At 63.5% G+C, this 17,641-nt stretch carries 17 protein-coding genes and 1 riboswitch; of the genes, 4 read left to right on the plus strand and 13 right to left on the minus strand.

Features of this window, described 5'->3' with window-relative positions:
- Positions 1–4 precede the first annotated feature (4 nt).
- The 9 genes from HMPREF9153_RS06720 to HMPREF9153_RS06760 form a co-directional block, all read right to left on the minus strand.
- A complete protein-coding gene (locus HMPREF9153_RS06720) occupies positions 5–763 on the minus strand; it encodes an ABC transporter ATP-binding protein (RefSeq protein ID WP_004810560.1) in 759 nt (252 codons plus the stop codon).
- On the minus strand, positions 760–1,785 hold the full coding sequence (locus HMPREF9153_RS06725) for a FecCD family ABC transporter permease (protein WP_004810562.1): 1,026 nt from the start codon (positions 1,783–1,785) through the stop codon (positions 760–762). The genes HMPREF9153_RS06720 and HMPREF9153_RS06725 overlap by 4 nt, the downstream gene beginning before the upstream one ends.
- Positions 1,786–1,823: 38 nt before the next feature.
- A riboswitch (cobalamin riboswitch) is annotated at positions 1,824–1,982 on the minus strand.
- A 255-nt stretch (positions 1,983–2,237) separates the two neighbouring features.
- Entirely contained in the window at positions 2,238–3,014 is a 777-nt protein-coding gene (pstB, locus tag HMPREF9153_RS06730; RefSeq protein WP_004810563.1) for a phosphate ABC transporter ATP-binding protein PstB, read from the minus strand.
- 18 nt (positions 3,015–3,032) lie between these two features.
- On the minus strand, positions 3,033–3,965 hold the full coding sequence (pstA, locus tag HMPREF9153_RS06735; RefSeq protein ID WP_004810567.1) for a phosphate ABC transporter permease PstA: 933 nt from the start codon (positions 3,963–3,965) through the stop codon (positions 3,033–3,035).
- Entirely contained in the window at positions 3,962–4,966 is a 1,005-nt protein-coding gene (pstC, locus tag HMPREF9153_RS06740; RefSeq protein WP_004810568.1) for a phosphate ABC transporter permease subunit PstC, read from the minus strand. The genes pstA and pstC overlap by 4 nt, the downstream gene beginning before the upstream one ends.
- A 107-nt stretch (positions 4,967–5,073) precedes the next feature.
- Positions 5,074–6,225: a phosphate ABC transporter substrate-binding protein PstS gene (gene pstS, locus HMPREF9153_RS06745; protein ID WP_004810570.1), complete on the minus strand. Its 1,152-nt coding sequence runs from the start codon at positions 6,223–6,225 to the stop codon at positions 5,074–5,076.
- A gap of 177 nt (positions 6,226–6,402) precedes the next feature.
- The gene (locus tag HMPREF9153_RS06750) at positions 6,403–7,344 is read right to left on the minus strand and encodes an NUDIX hydrolase (protein WP_004810572.1); all 942 of its coding nucleotides are present in this window, start codon (positions 7,342–7,344) and stop codon (positions 6,403–6,405) included.
- Between the two features lie 6 nt (positions 7,345–7,350).
- The gene (locus tag HMPREF9153_RS06755; protein ID WP_004810574.1) at positions 7,351–9,456 is read right to left on the minus strand and encodes an RNA degradosome polyphosphate kinase; all 2,106 of its coding nucleotides are present in this window, start codon (positions 9,454–9,456) and stop codon (positions 7,351–7,353) included.
- 142 nt (positions 9,457–9,598) lie between these two features.
- Positions 9,599–10,243 (minus strand): winged helix-turn-helix transcriptional regulator, encoded by a 645-nt coding sequence (locus tag HMPREF9153_RS06760; protein WP_015583265.1) that lies wholly within the window; start codon positions 10,241–10,243, stop codon positions 9,599–9,601.
- A gap of 110 nt (positions 10,244–10,353) precedes the next feature.
- On the opposite strand from HMPREF9153_RS06760, the gene HMPREF9153_RS06765 reads away from it, so the two are divergent.
- Complete coding sequence (locus HMPREF9153_RS06765) at positions 10,354–11,238, plus strand: NADase-type glycan-binding domain-containing protein (protein ID WP_015583264.1); 885 nt, start codon at positions 10,354–10,356, stop codon at positions 11,236–11,238.
- 9 nt (positions 11,239–11,247) lie between these two features.
- On the opposite strand, the gene dtd is transcribed toward HMPREF9153_RS06765, so the two are convergent.
- Positions 11,248–11,685, minus strand: a complete 438-nt coding sequence (gene dtd, locus HMPREF9153_RS06770) for a D-aminoacyl-tRNA deacylase (protein WP_004810579.1) — start codon at positions 11,683–11,685, stop codon at positions 11,248–11,250.
- Between the two features lie 193 nt (positions 11,686–11,878).
- On the opposite strand from dtd, the gene HMPREF9153_RS06775 reads away from it, so the two are divergent.
- The 3 genes from HMPREF9153_RS06775 to HMPREF9153_RS06785 are packed head-to-tail and all read left to right on the plus strand — an operon-like array spanning position 11,879 to position 14,751.
- On the plus strand, positions 11,879–12,379 hold the full coding sequence (locus tag HMPREF9153_RS06775; protein WP_004810582.1) for a nitrobindin family protein: 501 nt from the start codon (positions 11,879–11,881) through the stop codon (positions 12,377–12,379).
- Between the two features lies 1 nt (position 12,380).
- A complete protein-coding gene (gene ygfZ, locus HMPREF9153_RS06780) occupies positions 12,381–13,325 on the plus strand; it encodes a CAF17-like 4Fe-4S cluster assembly/insertion protein YgfZ (RefSeq protein WP_004810584.1) in 945 nt (314 codons plus the stop codon).
- Positions 13,326–13,365: 40 nt separating this feature from the next.
- Positions 13,366–14,751 carry a sugar transferase gene (locus tag HMPREF9153_RS06785; RefSeq protein WP_004810586.1) on the plus strand — a complete coding sequence of 462 codons (1,386 nt, stop codon included), beginning with the start codon at positions 13,366–13,368 and terminating at the stop codon, positions 14,749–14,751.
- Between the two features lie 32 nt (positions 14,752–14,783).
- Here HMPREF9153_RS06785 and HMPREF9153_RS06790 read toward each other — a convergent pair whose 3' ends face one another.
- From HMPREF9153_RS06790 to HMPREF9153_RS06800, 3 genes are all read right to left on the minus strand, one after another.
- Entirely contained in the window at positions 14,784–15,521 is a 738-nt protein-coding gene (locus HMPREF9153_RS06790; RefSeq protein ID WP_004810588.1) for an SDR family NAD(P)-dependent oxidoreductase, read from the minus strand.
- Between the two features lie 139 nt (positions 15,522–15,660).
- The gene (gene ptsP / locus HMPREF9153_RS06795) at positions 15,661–17,334 is read right to left on the minus strand and encodes a phosphoenolpyruvate--protein phosphotransferase (RefSeq protein WP_004810590.1); all 1,674 of its coding nucleotides are present in this window, start codon (positions 17,332–17,334) and stop codon (positions 15,661–15,663) included.
- 5 nt (positions 17,335–17,339) lie between these two features.
- A complete protein-coding gene (locus HMPREF9153_RS06800; protein WP_004810592.1) occupies positions 17,340–17,606 on the minus strand; it encodes an HPr family phosphocarrier protein in 267 nt (88 codons plus the stop codon).
- Between the last annotated feature and the right edge of the window lie 35 nt (positions 17,607–17,641).

Consider the following 17,641-nt stretch of genomic DNA (forward strand, 5'->3'; position numbering starts at 1 on the left):
TCCTTCATCGTGGTGGGTTGAACAGAAGATGGATGTGTCCGTTGTGGGAAATGCGGTCCACGTCGACCCGGTAGATTCGCGACAGCAGATCGGGTTGCAGGACCTCCTCACAAGGGCCGGACGCGACGAGGCGGCCTTGATCAAGCAACACCAGTCGGTCGCATGCTCGAGCTGCCAGGTTGAGGTCATGGAGCACGATCACGGTGGTGGCGTCAATGGTTTTGACGAGGTCGAGCAGGGCGAACTGATGGCCGATGTCGAGGTGATTGGTGGGCTCGTCGAGCAGCAGATGGCCGGCCTGCTGGGCGATGGCTCGGGCGACGAGAACCCTCTGACGTTCCCCGCCGGACAACTGGGTGACGAGTCGATCCGCGAGACCTGTCAGGTCCGTTCTCGTCAGGGCATTGTCGACGATGTCACGATCGGTCGCATCCCCGTATCCCATGAGGGATCGGTGGGGGAGTCGTCCCAGGGAGACGGTGTCGCGAACCGTCAGCGGCAGGGCTTGATCGGGAATCTGAGAGACGACGGCGACCTCGCGCGCAATCTCGCGGCGATTCATGGCTGAGAGATCATGGTCGCTGACGGTGACTCGTCCGGAGGCAATCGCGACGTTGCGGTACAGCGCAGACAACAAGGTTGACTTTCCTGCGCCATTGGGGCCGACGACCCCGATGGTCACGCCCTGATCCGCTGAAAGATCGACGCCGTCGAGGACAACCCGCTGTCCTCGGTGAATGACTAAGTCGGAAGCGGTGATCATGCCATCGCCTCCCGTCGCACCAACACGAGGAGGAACGGCGCGCCGAGCAGACCCGTGATGACTCCGATGGGCAGTTCGGCTGGGCTGAACACGGTGCGTGAGAAGGTGTCGGCCCACATCAGGAAGATGGCTCCGGCCATCGCTGAGGAGACCACCAACCGACGGTGGCCATGACCGATGAAGGATCGCATGAGGTGGGGGATGACCAGTCCGACGAAACCGATGCCGCCGGAGATAGCCACCGCCGTGGCCACCCCAGCCGATACGGGGACGAGAAGCAGCACACGGATGACGGTCGGGTCGATCCCGACCGCGGTGGCCGTGGAATCCCCAGACGCCAACGCGTCGAGCCATGGGGCACATGCCCACAGCAGTACAGTCAGAACGATCGCGACGACAACGTTCGTCCATCCCTGCCCCCAGCTGGCTCGAGACAGGTCACCGAGGGTCCAGAACATCACCGCGCGTGCAGTCTCGGCCGAGTCGGAGGAGAAGATGATGAAATTGGTGACGGCTTGAAAGATGAATCCCACCGCGAGACCGGCGAGGACGAGACGCAGCGTCGACGAGTTCCGGCCGCCGCCCATGAACAGCACGATGGCGGTCGACAGCAGCGCTCCCAGGAAGGCCATGCCGGCTACTGCGAATGACGAGGTGACGCCGACGATGATGATCGCCGCGGCAGCTCCCGAGGAGGCTCCCGCGCTCACACCAAGTACGTAGGGCTCAGCGAGGGGGTTGCGAACCACGGCTTGGAGGGCGACTCCGGCGACACCGAGGGTCGCGCCGACGCCGAGCCCGGTGACGATGCGAGGCATGCGGTTCTGCCAGACGATCGCGTCGGTAATGGAGTCCCAGGTCACGTGAATGGGAATGCCACAATGGTCGGCGAGTACCCCCAAGACCTGACCGATGGGTACCGGTGCGGCACCAAAGGCAATCGAGAGTACCGGCGTGAGCACGAGGAGAGTCACGAGTAGGAAGAAGTGAGCCGGGGTACGGCGGTGAAGGAGTCGAGCCAAGGGAAAGCCGTCCTCGTCAGGGCCGAATCGCGCGGCCGTCGGTCAGATACGGTCCAGGAGGTTTTCGGACTTGGCCTCAACCGAACGGGCGCCTTCCCGGTTTCCCAGTGGCTTGTCTGCCCGTTCGTCCGCCTTACCGCTGCGCGTCAGCCCCCGATTCACACGGGGTTCCCTACGCCGGACGCGGTCATCTTAGCAGTGCCTCACAACTGGAATTCGGTCACCCTCACATCATCCCCGCGTTCCCCTGTCTCCAGTACCCCATGAAGGCGATGTGTCGTCGGTCGACACCGTGGTCATTGACGAGATTGCGACGCGGGACAAATCCACTTTTAGGTCGGTCAAACGCAGGGATACCGCGACGTCAGGTGCACAACCCCGTGCCAACGGAAGAAGACGACGCGGCCCCGGGGACGTCCACCCCGGGGCCGCACGATGACGTGTGGGTCGACTCAGCCAAAACGACCGGAGATGTAATCCTCGGTGGCCTTCTCCTTTGGGTTGGAGAAGATCCTGTCGGTGCGGTCGATCTCGACGAGGCGGCCGGGCTCACCCTGGGCCTTGAGGTTGAAGAAGGCGGTCTGGTCGGAGACACGAGCGGCCTGCTGCATGTTGTGGGTCACGATGACCACGGTGAAGCGCTCCTTGAGCTCTCCGACGAGGTCCTCGATGGCCAGGGTCGAGATCGGGTCCAGGGCCGAGCAGGGCTCGTCCATGAGGAGGACCTCCGGCTCGACGGCGATGGCGCGGGCGATGCACAGACGCTGCTGCTGACCACCAGACAGGGAGGCACCGGAGCGCTCCAGGCGATCCTTGACCTCGTCCCACAGGTTGGCGCCGCGCAGTGACTTCTCGCAGGCCTCGTCGAGCAGCTTGTTGTCGCGTACGCCATTGAGCTTCAGACCGGCCACGACGTTGTCGCGAATCGACATCGCCGGGAACGGGTTCGCTCGCTGGAAAACCATGCCGATATTGCGTCGCACGGCCACCGGGTCGACGCCCTTGCCGTAGAGATCGACGCCGTCGAGCTCCACCTTGCCGGTGCAGTAGGCACCGGGGATGACCTCGTGCATGCGGTTGAGGGTCCGCAGCACCGTCGACTTGCCACAGCCGGACGGGCCGATGAAGGCCGTCACGGTACGGGGCTCGACGGTCAGGTTCACCGACTCAACGGCGTGGAAGGAGCCGTAGTAGATGTTGAGGTCCTTGACCTCGATCCGCTTTGCCATATTCAGCTCTCTTTCGTGTCACTTGCCCATGCGACGCATGTATCGGCGGGAGATGCCACGGGCAATGAGGTTGAGTCCCATGACGAGGATGATCAGGGTGATCGCAGCGCCCCAGACGACCGGGGTGTCCACGCCGCCCTGGGTGTAGGCGTTCGTGATGACGGTTGGCAGGGTTGCGAAGTTCGGGGTCGACGGGTTGAAGGTCAACTCAGTGTTGAACTGCAGCAACACGATGAGCGGTGCCGTCTCTCCCATGACTCGGGCCAGGCCGAGCACGACGCCGGTGAGAATGCCGGTCATCGAGGTCGGCAGAACGACCTTCATGATCGTCTTCCACTTGGAGACGCCCAGGGCGAAGGAGGCCTCGCGCAACGAGTCCGGCACCAGCTTGAGCATCTCCTCGGTGGATCGCAGCACCGTCGGCACCATGAGAATCATGAGGGCCAGGGAGGATGCCCAGGCCGACTGAGTACCGCCGAGGGTGGTGACGACCATGGCGAAGATGAACAGGGCCGCGACGATGGACGGTACACCGGTCAGGACGTCGACGGCGAAGCTGACGACCTTGGCGATCTTGGTGCCCCGCGCGTACTCCACCAGGAAGATGGCGGTCAGCAGAGCGATCGGCACGGAGATGATCGAGGTGATGAGACCGATCTCGATGGTTCCGACGAGGGCGTGGATGGCCCCCTGCTCGACGAGGTCCCAGGCCGGGTCCATCGAGTGGGTCCACCAGGAGGCATGGAAGAGGGAGCCGATACCGCGTCGGATGGCCGCGAACAACAACCAGACCAGCGGGATGACGGCAAGCAGGGTGGCGACGATCATGAAGACCGAGGCGCAACCGCTCTTCGTGGTCCGCTTGCCGGACGGACGGGAGAGGTCCAGCTTGCCGACCTTGGGCGCCCCTTCGGAGTGTGCGGGGATGTGATCAGGGGTGGTGGCGCTCATCGCTTGACTCCCTTCGCCGCGATCAGGCGGGCAGCCGCGTTGACCACGAAGGTGATGACGAACAGGGCCAGGGCCGACGCCACCAGGGCACCCAACGAGGTGGGGTCGCTGATGGCCTCGGAGAAGTTACCGGCGATCTTCGAGGCGAAGGTCTCGCCGCCGACGAAGATCGACAGGTTGAGCTTCTGCTTGAGGGCCATGGGGCTGATCGTCTGCAGGATCAGGGTGACGGCCAGCGTCTCGCCGAGGGCACGTCCCAGACCGAGCATGGCTCCAGAGATGATTCCGGAGCGGGAGTGAGGGAGCACTGCGAGCTTGATGACTTCCCAGCGCGTCGACCCCAGGGCCAGCGCAGCCTCGATCTGATCGTGCGGGGTCTGGGCCATGACGTCGCGGCTGACGGCGGTGATGATCGGCAGGATCATGATGGCCAGCACCAGGCTGGCGAGGTAGACCGTGCCGGTGGCGGAGGACCAGGCCGGGTCCTCCGAGAAGATCGGGATCCAGCCGAGTACCGCGATGATGACGTGACGCAGACCATTGACGATGCCCGACGACCCGAAGACGATGCCGCCCCACAGGCCGAAGACGATCGAGGGCACAGCGGCCAGCAGATCGACGACGAAGGCGACGGGGCTGGCGAGTTTCTTGGGCGCCAGTTGGGTGATGAACAGGGCGATGCCTACCGAGAGGGGAACTGCGATGAGCAGTGCGAGCAGGGACGAGATGACCGTCGTCCACAGCAAGGCCTGAATACCAAAGGCCGGCGGATTCTGGTCGGTCGTCCAGGCACGAGAGGTGAAGAAGTTGTCGGTGTTGGCCGACAGGGTCGGTGCCGCCGTCTTGATGAGGAAGATGAACATCAGGATGACGATGATGGCCAGCGCAATGGCGATGACCGACGAGGCGCCGGCGAAAATCCTGTCCCCGACCCTGGACACCGGCTTCATGCGAGACGCGGCTGTTGGCTTCCGCTGCGCCGTCGATGTGGTTTCAGCCATGGGCTTCCTTCGTCGCGTTCATGGTTGTTTTCGTGGGTTGGGGCGGGAGGACGTCGTGCGTCCTCCCGCCCCAGAGCACCGGGACCAAATTACCCGGGCGAAGTCAATCAGGAGAGAGCCTGAGCGGCGGTCAGAACCTTCGAGGCAACATCGGAAGGCAGCGGAGCGTAACCGAGGTCCTGGATCTTCTTCTGCTCCTGCTCGGAGGCGTAGAAGGAGAGGAAGTCCTTCAGGAGGGCGGTCTTGCCGGCATCCTGGCCCTTGGAGCAAGCGATCTCGTAGGTCACCAGAACGGCGGGGTACACGCCAGCCGGGGTGTCCTTGTACTGGAGCTCGAGCTGCAGGTCGTTGCCCTGGCCGGCGACCTTGGCGGCCGAGATGGCCTTACCAGCGGACTCACCGGTCAACTTGACCGGGCCGTTGCCGTTGTCGATGGCAGCCATGTCGAGCTTGTTCTTGGTGGCGTAGGACCACTCGTCGTAGGAGATCGAGTTCTTGGTCTCCTTGACAGCTTGAGCGATGCCGGCCGACTTGTCGGCACCCTTGCCAGCGCCCTTCCAGGTCTTGGAGTGCTTCTCGGTCCAGATGTCACCAGCGGCCTTGTTGAGGAACTTGGTGAAGTTGTCAGTGGTGCCCGACTCGTCCTTACGGTAGAAGACCTCGATTTGGGCGGAGGGCAGCTTGGCGGAGGGATTCTCCTTCTTGATGGCCGGGTCGTCCCACTTCTTGATGGCGCCGGAGAAGATCTTGGCGAGGGTCGGGGTCGAGAGGGTCAGATCCTTGACCCCGTCAACGTTGTAGACCACGGCAATCGGGCCGGCAGCCATCGGGAGGTGCCACGGATCGGCGTTGCAGCGCTGCTTGGCCTTGTCAGGCTCGCCCTTGTCCTTGTTGAGGACGGAGTCGGAGCCGGCCCAGTCGGTCTGCTTGCCGATGAAGGACTTCACACCGGCGCCGGAGCCGGTGGGGGAGTAGTTGATGGTGGCCGAGGAGCAAGCGGCCTTGTAGTCAGAGATGACCTGGTTGATGGCGTTCAGCTGAGCCGAGGAGCCAGCGCCGGAGATGTTGCCACCGGGGCAGGCCGGCTTGAACGAGGCGGCGTCAGCGTTGTTCGCCGAGCTGGCGGCGGAAGCAGCAGCCGAAGTGGCCTCGGATGACGAGGCGGAGCTGGAGCCCTTGTCGCCGTTGGCGCCACAAGCGGTGAGGGAGATGGCGCTAATAGCAGCCAGGGCAGTGATCTTGGCGAGACGGTTCGTCACGGCACATCCTTTTCGAGTGATCTCCTGGAGCCGCCGTTGCGGTCCTTGGTACAGGGATGACGCTACGGTTTGAAAATGTCGCAACAACCGCGTCAAGGTGAACGCAAGATGAATACCGGCGGCATCCTGATTGAAGGAAGTCACTCAGGGCCCCGAAGGTGACCTCCTGTGTCAGTACTATGAGGAGTACCATTCCTGGCCGATCGTGTGGCCCGCCTCATCCAGGTGAACGATCAGGCATTCTGCGGTTGACATGGGGCGATTCGCCCCACCGAGGGTGTCCTGCATGGTCGGTAGGACGGGCCGGTGGCCGCACACCGCGATTGGACGTGAGGGGTCGGAGAGAGCACGACCAGCGATTTTTCTCATGGCGGACACGGTCTTGGCTGGATCGGCCTCGTGAGCCTCCTCGCTCAGCGCGTCGATCGCGACGATATCGGCCCCAATGTTCTCGGCGTACGGCTTGAGGGTTTGCATGCATCGAGTGGACGACGAGCTGGCAAGGTGAGACACCCCAAAGGCGCCGAGCAGGTCAATCAACGCTCTGGCCTGACGACGGCCACGCCTTTCCAGCGGACGCTTGGCGTCCGTGGCCGTCTTCTTGCGAGAACTCCATTCCTTGCGCGACACGGCCTTGCCATGGCGCACCAGGATGATCGTCGAGGTCGACGGTAGCTCGAGGGCCTCCTCGAGGACTTGGACGTCAGTGGGATAACTGAGTTGCTCCAGAGCTTGGTCCGTGGGCATCCAAAAAGCACCGTCAATCTCTTCCGGGCTGGCGGTTGCCTCCTCGATTGATCCGCCGACGGCAACCCCGAGCCACCATGACACCACCTTTGCGCGTCTCTTCGGCTTGCCGCTGGCGGTGGAGTACTTGACGGTGTACTCGGTGGGTTGCAGGGGCATCGACAACCGAATGTCGATTCCGGTTTCCTCGGCCACCTCGCGGACGGCGGTGAGGGGGAGGTCCTCTCCCCGCTCGACCTTTCCCTTGGGTAGGGAGAGGTCGTCATAGTCGGGACGATGGACGACGAGTACCTCGCGGGCGCCCTCGGTGCCGTCGATGTCACGAAACACGACGGCACCAGCGGCCTGGATGGGCCCCTTGTGTCCTCCCATCTCGGCTCATCGCCTCCTGTCGCGGGTTCGTCGGATGAGTTCTTCCTGAAGGTCGGCCAGCATCGTGCCGTCGGGCCCGCGGGAGACCTCGGTCCAGGTGCGGTCCTGCAGGTGCCAGGACACCGTCCCCGGGTCGAAGGCCCTCTCGAACAACTCTTCGACCTCTGCCACGTGTTGCTTGTTCGACAACCCGACGAGGGCTTCCACGCGGCGGTCGAGGTTGCGGTGCATGAGATCGGCCGACCCAATGGCGACCATTGGACGACCACCGTTGGCGAACCAGAAGACACGAGAGTGTTCGAGGAACCGCCCCAACACCGAGACGACGCGAATGTTCTCGCTCAAACCGGGCACCCCAGGACGGATGGCGCAGATGCCGCGTACCCACAGGTCCACCGGTACCCCGGCGCGAGAGGCCCGGTAGAGGGCATCAATGACGCGCTCGTCGACGATCGAGTTGACCTTGATCTTCACACCGGCCGGCAGACCAGCCTTCTTGTTCTCGATTTCGTGCTCGATGGCGTCGACGATGCCGCTGCGAATGCTCTCGGGGGCCACCAGCAGTCGGCGGTAACGCTTCTCGGCGGTCATCCCGGACAGGTGGTTGAAGAGCCTCGCGACGTCCTCGGTGATGATCGGATTGGACGTCAGCAGTCCCAGGTCCTCGTACTGACGAGCGGTCTTGGGGTTGTAGTTGCCAGTGCCGATGTGGGCGTAACGACGCAGTCCCTCACCCTCGTCACGGATGGCCATAGCCAGCTTGCAATGGGTCTTGAGGCCGACCATGCCGTAGACGACGTGGACTCCGGCACGTTCCAGTACCCGCGCCCAGGTGATGTTGGCCTGCTCGTCGAATCTGGCCTTGATCTCCACGACGGCCAACACCTGCTTGCCGGCCTCAGCGGCGTCAACGAGGGCGTCGATGATGGGGGAGTCGCCAGAGGTGCGGTACAGGGTCTGCTTGATGGCCAGGACCTGGGGATCGTGGGCGGCCTGCTCGATGAACCGCTGCACGCTGGTGGCGAAGGAGTCGTACGGGTGGTGCACCAGGACGTCACGACGACGAATGGCCGCAAACATGTCTGCCGGGCGAGCCGTCTCGACCTCGGCCAGGTGCGGATGGGTGATGGGCAGGAAGTTCGGGTAGGACAGGTCGTCACGGTCGACGTCAGCCAGGGAGAACAGGCCGGTGAGGTCAAGTGGGGAAGGAAGCCGGAAGACCTCCTTGTCCTTGATATCGAGCTCACGGGTGAGCAGGGTGAGCATCTCGTCGGTGATGTCGTCCTGCACCTCGAGGCGTACCGGGGGACGTCCCACCTTGCGGCGCAGCAGCTCCTTCTCGAGGGCGAAGAGCAGGTTCTCGGCGTCGTCCTCCTCGACCTCGAGGTCCTCGTTGCGGGTGACGCGGAAGGTGGTGTGCTGCAGCACATGCATGCCGGTGAACAGCTGGTCCAGGTGACGGCTGATGATCTCCTCGAGGGGGAGGAATCGTCCTTCACCCAGGTTGACCAGACGAGGTAGCACCGACGGCACCTTGACCCGGGCGAACTGCTCGGCCCCGGTGATGGGGTTGGCCAGCATGACGGCCAGGTTGATCGACAGGCCGCGGATGTAGGGGAAGGGGTGCGACGGATCGACGGCCAGCGGGGTGAGGATCGGGAAGATCCGCTCCGAGAAGAGGGTGCGCATCCGGCCCTTCTCGTTGTCGGTCAGCTCCGACCAGCGCAGAATCTCGATGCCCTCGGCGGCCAGGCCCGGACGGACCTCCTCAGCGAAGACGCGGGATTGCTCAGCGACGAGGTCGTGGGTCCGAGCGAGGATCGCGTCATGGAGCTCGCGCGGCAGCAGACCGGCAACTGATGGGACGGCGACTCCGGCGTCGATACGGCGTTTGAGGCCAGCGACGCGCACCATGAAGAACTCGTCAAGATTGGACGAGAAGATGGCCAGGAACTTCGCCCGTTCCAACAGTGGAATGCGCTCGGCATCTCGGGCAAGATCCAGCACCCGCTCGTTGAAGGCGAGCCATGACAGCTCGCGATCGCTGTAGCGATCCTCCGGCAGCTCGTCGGTGGGAGTCGGGGACACTCCGGGGTTGGACTTCTTGGCCATGGACACACTCCTTGGAGACCTGTCCGCCCGCGACGTGGTGGGCGTAGCAGGACACAATCTATCTGACGATAGCTGTCTATCTGACGATAGCTGTCCACGGCGGATGCAACCCGACGTCCGCTCCGAGAACATGCGAATGAACTCAGCGTTCAGCCTGGAATCGGTACCCGACAGATCGCACCGTCTGGATGTGTCCCTCATACTCCGGGCCGACCTTGGCTCGCAGACGACGGATGTGTACGTCAACGGTTCGGGTGCCGCCGTAATAGTCGTATCCCCACACGTCCGACAGCAAGATGTCGCGAGTGAGCACTCTCCCGGGGTGACCGACGAGGTATTTCAAGAGCTCGAACTCGGTATAGGTGAGGTCGAGATCCTTGCCTCCGACGGTGGCGGTGTAACCGTCCTCGTCAACGGTGAACGGTCCCGCGACAAGCTGGTTGGTCACCTGGACGGTGAACAGGCAGCGCAGTCGGGTCTCTGCCTCGAGTGGGGTGGCCGAGTCACAGAGGAAATCGTCCATCCCCCAGTCGGGACTGATGACAGACAGGGTGTCCGGGCCAGCCAGCAAGAGGATCGGGACTCGTCTCTCATGACATGACAGCCGCAGGCACGCCTCCCGGGCCTTGGCAGGTTCGTCATGGCAGTCGACCAGGACGATGTCGACTCCCTCCAGGTGGGACAGACATTCCCGTATGTCGTCGTAGCGGGTGATGCTGTGTGGAAGCAGTTCCAGGGCCTGGGGAAGCGGGGCGTCCAGGGGACCCAGCAGGGACAGTCGTGCCATCCGGATGCCCTCCATGTCGTCTAAGAGCCAGAGCCGTGATGCACCCCATCATCCCACGGCCATCTAGGCCGTCTCATGATGTCAGCACTACCATGGCTGGAGTGACGAGGATGCCTGACGAGTGGTTCCGTCCGGACGAGGAGGAGTCCGGACCGGATGAGCCTCGCCGTGCGGACGAGTCCGAACTGGCGTCCGAGTCGTCAGATTCAGCTCCTCGGCACGCTGACACAGGGGACAGTTCTGTCAGCACGACGACAAGTGGGTCGGTTCGTGTCATCAACGATGACACTGGACCAAGCGTCGTCGTCGGTCACGCCCGCGTCACCGGAGCGGCCGCAGCTGTACGGCGGCATCGGTTCCCCGTCTGGACATTGATGGTCGCGGCAGCCCTCGTCGTCGGTTTGGTGTTGGGCACCTTCATCACCCAGTCCCGCGACGGTACCGGCGCGGTCAAGGTGGCGCCGACCCAAGCCTCGCCTGCGGCGACGATCTCGGCAGCGATGCCCTACCAAGGTCCGGGCAGGCCCATTCGTGGTCTCAAGGCGACGGCCTCGTGCGTGTCCGATCCGGCCGTCGATTCCGAACATCACCTGGTGAGGTACGACTCCGAGTACGTGGTCGACGACAAACCGCAGACGGCCTGGCGATGCAATGGATCCGGCGAAGGTCAACAGATCACCCTGACCATGCCGCGGCCGTCCCGGATCGTGGGGGTCGGATTGATCAACGGCTATGCCAAGGTCTATGGCGACGTCAACCTGTATCCGCAGTACCGGCGGGTGCGGACGGTGCGCTGGACGCTGCCGGACGGCACGTGGTTCGACCAGGACTTCACCGATGACGACGAGTCGATCCAGAAGGTCATGATCTCCCCACACGCCGTCAAGGGGGACATCACTCTGACCATCATTGCCACGACCGAGCCGGGGCTGCTCGGGGAGCCAACTCGCGATTCCGTCCTCATCTCCTCAGTCCAGGTTTACGAGGAGGGCTGACAGGCAGGTTCAGCGCCAGTCGTCGGTGTCGATGAGGATCGTCATCGGGCCGTCGTTGACCAGGCTGACCTTCATGTCGGCGCCGAAAACACCGGTCTCGACATGCGCACCCAGCCCGCGCAGGTGGGAAACGAAGTGGTCGATCAGAGGCTCCGAGACGGGGCCGGGTGCGGCTGCGTTCCACGATGGCCGACGCCCCTTCCGCGTGCTTGCATAGAGGGTGAACTGGCTGACGACAAGGACCGGAGCATCGATGTCGCTGGCTGACTTCTCGTCATCAAGGATGCGCAGACCCCAGATCTTCTCGGCGAGTTTCTCGGCGTCGGCAGTGGTGTCGGTGCCGGTCACTCCCACCAGCACGACGAGTCCGGGACTGGGCAGGGCTCCGACCGCTTGACCCTCGACGGTGACCTCTGCACTGTTTGCTCTCTGAATGACGACTCGCACGGAATCGAGTCTACGGAGCGAACCTCGTAGAATCAGTGTGTGGCTGTAGCTGATCTCGTGGTTCTGGTGACTGTCGCCGTGATAGGTGCCGTGTTGCCGCTCGTTGCTGTGACGCGAGTTCTCGTTGCAGCCTGGCGCGGCTGAATCCGCAGCTCTCAGTACCTGACGAAACTCCTACCCGACACGAGGACTCATGCCCTTCCAGATTCCTGACGACCTGAATCGTGATCTCATGCCCTTGGCCTGGATGATCGGCCACTGGGAAGGTGAAGGACACGGTAGCACCCCCGAGAACGGTGAGTTCAGCTTCGGGTGTCAGGTCGACTTCACCGAGAACGGCGGGGATTACCTGCACTACATCTGCCAGACCTTCACCACGAACCCCGACGGCACCCCGGCTGCTCCGCTGCGTATGGAGACCGGTTTCTGGCGTCCCAACGTCGACACCCGCAAGATTGACGTCCTGATGGTCGCCCCGGAGGGCTGGGCCGAGGTCTGGACCGGGAACATTGACGGAGCCAAGATTGAGCTCGTCACCGACGCCGTCGCCCGCACCGAGGACGCCCTGGTGCCCTATACCGGTGGTCAGCGTCTCTACGGCCAGGTCGAGGGAGACCTGCTGTGGACCTTCGATCGTGCGACCACGGAAGCTCCGCTGCAGCCTTACATGTGGGCTCGCCTCAAGAGGGCCTGAGATGGCTGCCCCCGTGCTGCTGACCGACGGACCCGACGCCGGTCTGGTCTCTCACGTTGCCAATCCAGTCGCCGAGCAGCGGTTGATGACTGACGGTGGCGGATGGTTGGAGCTGTCCAACCGTGAGGTATTCACGGTCACCGGAGCTGACCGACTGGGATGGTTGCACTCGTTGACCTCCCAATACCTCGACGGTCTGGAGCCTGGGCTCACGACGACGAGTCTGGTGCTGTCACCGACCGGTCACGTCGAGCATGTCATGCACGGTGTCGACGACGGCGAAACCTTCTGGGGTTGGACCGAGCCTGGACGGGGAGCCGACCTGGTCGCCTGGCTGGACTCGATGCGTTTCATGATGCGCGTCGAGGTGGCTCTGCGCCCGGACATGACCGTTCGCTGGTTCGCCTCGAGGGTTACGACGCCGACGGATGCCGTCATCCTTGATTCCGAGGTGGCCGGTGGACACGAAGCCATCCTCCCGTCCGGTACTCCCGCCGCCGACGAGCTCGAGCAGGTCGGTGTGCTGGCATGGGAGGCGCTGCGCATCGCCGCTGGGATTCCTCGTATCGGCATCGACACGGACGAGCGCACTATCCCCAACGAGATCGGCCTGTACGGCACCCATCTCGACAAGGGGTGTTACCGCGGTCAGGAGACCGTCGCCCGGGTGTACAACCTGGGGCGTCCGCCGCGGCGGCTGACCTTGCTGCAGCTTGACGGTTCCCGCGCCGAGCTCCCGGCGATCGGCTCTGAGGTCCACGCCGGTGGGCGTCGTGTCGGCGTCATGGGATCGTCTGCAACTCATCATGTTGACGGCCCCATTGGCCTTGCCCTAGTGCGTCGCGGAGTCGACGTGAGCCTGGATATGGAGATTGATGGGATCGCTGCTGGTCAGGAACCACTTGTCGACCCGGAGGTCGGCTTGCATGTTTGCCCGGTAGTGTGAGCCCGTGCCCCTGTGATCAGCAGGGTCGAGGAGGAAATACGTGAAGACGGATTATTTCAACCGCACGCAGAAATTGGTGACGGTCCTTGTTGACGTCATCGTCTTCGTGGCTGGAATTTTCCTGTCGTTCTGGATGCGTTTCGGGATGGTTATTCCGCAGCGTAATCTGGACGACGGAAAAGCTGCGCTTATGGCGTCGGTGATTGCATTCCTCATTGTCAACGTTCTGTCTGGCGTTTATGTTCTGTACAACAAGACGCTCCTTGACATCGGGATCATCACTGTCGTGGACCAGGTCATGGTGACGATCATCATCATGGCGCTGACCTTCTTCGGGCGCTGGTTCGCCTTCCCGCGCTCGGTCCTCCTCATCAACCTGCTGGTCGGGATAGTTCTGCTGTTCCTGTGGCGCAGCATCGAGTTTGTTGCCTATCGCCGCTTGCGAGGGGCTAAACGAGTGATGCTGCTCGGTCCGCCGGAGATGCTTAATCGGGCCGTCATGAACTACATGGCCAACAAGGCGACCCGTCATCGCCTCACCCATGTGGTGCGTGGTCACTACCTGGGGCAGATTCGGACTCATATTGATGAATTCGACACCGCCCATGTCTCCGATGACATTCCTGCTTCCGAACGAGTTGCCATTTACGACTTGCTGCTGAGCGAGGACAAAGAGATCTTCATGTCGACCTCGTTCGAGCACATGATGCTCATCAATCCGACGATCATGTCGATCGAGGACGAGACGATTATTGCTGCCAGCCCGTTCAAGATTCCGGCAGAAATGGATATCGTCAAGCGGTTCTTCGACATCGTGCTGTCACTGATCGCCCTGGTGATCCTCTCTCCCCTCATGCTCATCACGGCGATCCTGGTGAAGGCCAGCTCTCCCGGCCCGGTGTTCTACCGTCAGACCCGTATCACCAAGGACGGCAGGGAATTCAAGATCCTCAAGTTCCGCTCCATGGGAGTGACGGCCGAGAAGGAGTCCGGCCCGATGCTGGCCACCTCCGATGACCCACGCGTCACCCCGGTCGGCAAGTACCTGCGCAGCCTGCGTATCGACGAGATCCCGCAGCTCATCAACGTGCTCATTGGCGACATGTCTATCGTCGGACCGCGCCCGGAGCGCCCTTTCTTCGTCGATCAGTTCCAGGAGCAGAACGCCCACTACAAGTTGCGCCACAACGTGCGTGCCGGCATCACGGGGTACGCGCAGGTCTACGGCAAGTACGCCTCGGACTTCGCCGCCAAGCTCAACTTCGATCTCATCTACATCAAGCAGTACTCACTCCTCCTTGACGTCAAGATCATGATCCAGACGATCAAGATCCTCTTCGACAAGGTGTCCTCGCGAGGCGTTGACGAGACGGCCGAGCCGGACGAGAACATTCACCTGCCCGCCGAGGTTCAGCAGCTCGACTGACGGGCAGGGAACGCTTTCTCTCTCCCCCCGAATCAGGACTTGCGGGCAACCTTGTACTGGGCAGCCTGAGCGCGAGGTCGGACGATCATGCGGTCGATGTTGACGTGGCTGGGAAGCCCGGAAATCCACCGCACGCACTCGGCAATGTCCTCGGCCCTCAGGGGACAGTCGACGCCTTGGTAGACCTTGTCGGCCATGGCCTGATCGCCGTGGAAACGGACGAGGGAGAATTCCTCGGTGTGCACCATGCCTGGGCTCACCTCACAGACCCGCACCGGGTGGCCACACAGCTCCAGCCGTAGTGCCTCGACGACGGCGCGCTCACCGGACTTCGCTGCACAGTATCCGGCGCCACCCTCGTAGCCCCATTCGGCAGCGGTGGAGGTAATCGTGACGATGGTTCCCTCAGCGACCTCAAGAGCCGGTAGAAGAGCCTTGGTGACCCGTCCCATGCCCAGCACATTGGTTTGATACATCGTCATCCAGGCGTCGAGGTCAGCCTCGGTGACCGGCTCCTGACCGACGGCACCGCCAGCATTGTTGACGAGGAGGTCGAGCTTGCCGCCAGTGGTCTCGACGAGATTGGCGACCGACTCGTCGCTGGTGACATCGCAGACCACTGCCTTTCCGCCGATCTCGGCGGCGAGGGGCTCGATGCGCTCGACGCGGCGAGCCGCACAGATGACATGCCAGCCATCCTTGGCCAGGGCGCGTGCCGTGGCTGCGCCGATTCCCGAACTTGTTCCTGTGACCACTGCAGTCTTTGTCATGGCCCCATTGTCCCTGCCGGCAAGGGCATGCGAAAGCCCCTGTCCACCGTGAACTGTTCGTCAGCAGAAGGAATTGACTCCTCAGCCAACTTCTGGGGGCAAGTTCAACGGGACAGGGGTTTCACGACAACAGGCAGCGTCAGCTGACGAGGACCTCGACGCTCGGGTCTGCCAGCTCCAGAGCAGCCTTGCGGGCCTCCTCGGGGCTGGACGCAGCCAGCGCGGCCTCGGCGATCTGGCGGCACTGATCCAGGCTGTGGCGTGACAGGGTGGCCTTGACAGCGGTGATCTTGCCGGCGGCCATCGACAATGAACGCACGCCAACGCCGACGAGAACCAGAGCCAACAGGGGGTCGCCGGCAGCCTCGCCACACACTCCGATGAGACGCTCGCCCGCTCCATCACAAGTGGCCTTGACCAACTGGATGACGGCAGGCTGCCACGGCGTCAGGAGCTCGGCCAACTCGCCCTGCAGGCGGTCAGCCGCCATGGCGTACTGGGTGAGGTCATTGGTGCCGATGGACGCGAAGTCCACCGTCTCCAGCACCTGGGCCGAGCGCAGGGCCGTCGAGGGTACCTCGACCATGATGCCGACCGTCTTGATCCCAGCGGCGTGGGCACGCGAGGAGAACCACTCGGCCTCAGCCCTCGTGGCGACCATCGGAGCCATGACATAGGGGTCACGACCAGTCTGCTCAGCAGCCTTGGCGAGAGCCTCGAGCTGGGCGTCGATGAGGTCGGTGCGCACCTGGGACAGGCGTAGACCACGGCGTCCCAAGGCCGGGTTCTCCTCCGGGCCGAGGTCGGCGAAGGCCAGCGGCTTGTCGGCACCAGCGTCGAGGGTGCGGAAGACAACCTTGGCTCCCTCGTCGAAGGTCTTGAGCACGGTGGCGTAGGCCTCCGTCTGTTCGTTGACGGTCGGAGCATCTTGACGATCGAGGAAGAGGAACTCGGTGCGGAACAGACCAACTCCCTCGGCGCCCTTCTTCTTCGCCGTGGGGGCGTCGGACGGGCTGCCGATGTTGGCCAGGACCAGGACGCGCTCACCGTCTGACAGCGTGGCGTCGCCCTCGGGGGCGGACGCCAGCACCTCGGCGCGACGGTTCGCGCGTGAGGTCAGCTCGGCGACGGCGGCCTCATCGGGCTCGACGAGAACGGTTCCGGTGACGCCGTCGAGGGCCAGGGGGGTGCCGTCCTCGATCTCGCGAGCCTCGCTGCATCGGACCACGGCCGGGATACCGATCTGGGAGGCCAGGATTGCGGTGTGGCTCGTCGGTCCGCCAGCAGCGGTGATGAGGCCGCGGACCAGATCAGGATTGAGGGTCGCGGTGTCGGCCGGGGCGAGGTCCTCGGCGACGAGGATCACGGGCGAGTCAAACGACGGGACGCCGGGCTCAGGCAGGCCTTGCATGACCGCGACGGCGCGGTCACGGACGTTGCGCAGGTCGGTGACGCGCTCGGCGAGATAGCCGCCGGCAGCACCCAGTTGGGCGCAGAAGTCGTCGAAGGCGGCCCAGAGAGCGTGGGCAGGTCCATGTCCGTCAGTCAGGTGGGACTTGATGCTGGTGAGCAGTCCCGGGTCGCGGGCCATCATCGCGGTGGCCTGCAGGACGGCGAGAGCCGATGGATCGGCGTGCATGGAGCGCTCGTCGAGACGATCGGCGACCTTGTTCAGCGCCGACTCGATTCGGGCCATGTCGGCCTCGGTGCCCTGACTGGGGTCAGAGGTGGGCAGTCCTGGGGCGGGGGAGACGAGAAGGGCATGTGCTTGTCCGACTCCGGCCGAGACCCCGAGCCCCGAGAGGGTCCGCATAGGTATCAGGCCTCCGGGTCGATCTGCAGGTTGGCGACGAGGGCGTCGAGCACCTCATCGGCATTGTCGCCCTCGGCGGTGAGCTCGACGGTCTCGCCGTGCTTGGCGCCAAGACCCATCACGGACAGAATCGAGCGAGCATCCACCGGCTCCTCGCCAGGACGGCCGATCTTGACGGCCAGGCCTGACTTCGAGGCGGCCTGGACGAACATGGCGGCGGGACGGGCGTGCAGGCCGCTCTCGGCTGCAATGGTGGTGGTACGACTCGGCATGGTGTGCCTCCTTGGTGGGGTGAAAACGTCAGGGT

The sequence above is a fragment of the Cutibacterium avidum ATCC 25577 genome (assembly GCF_000227295.1).
GTDB lineage: Bacteria > Actinomycetota > Actinomycetes > Propionibacteriales > Propionibacteriaceae > Cutibacterium > Cutibacterium avidum.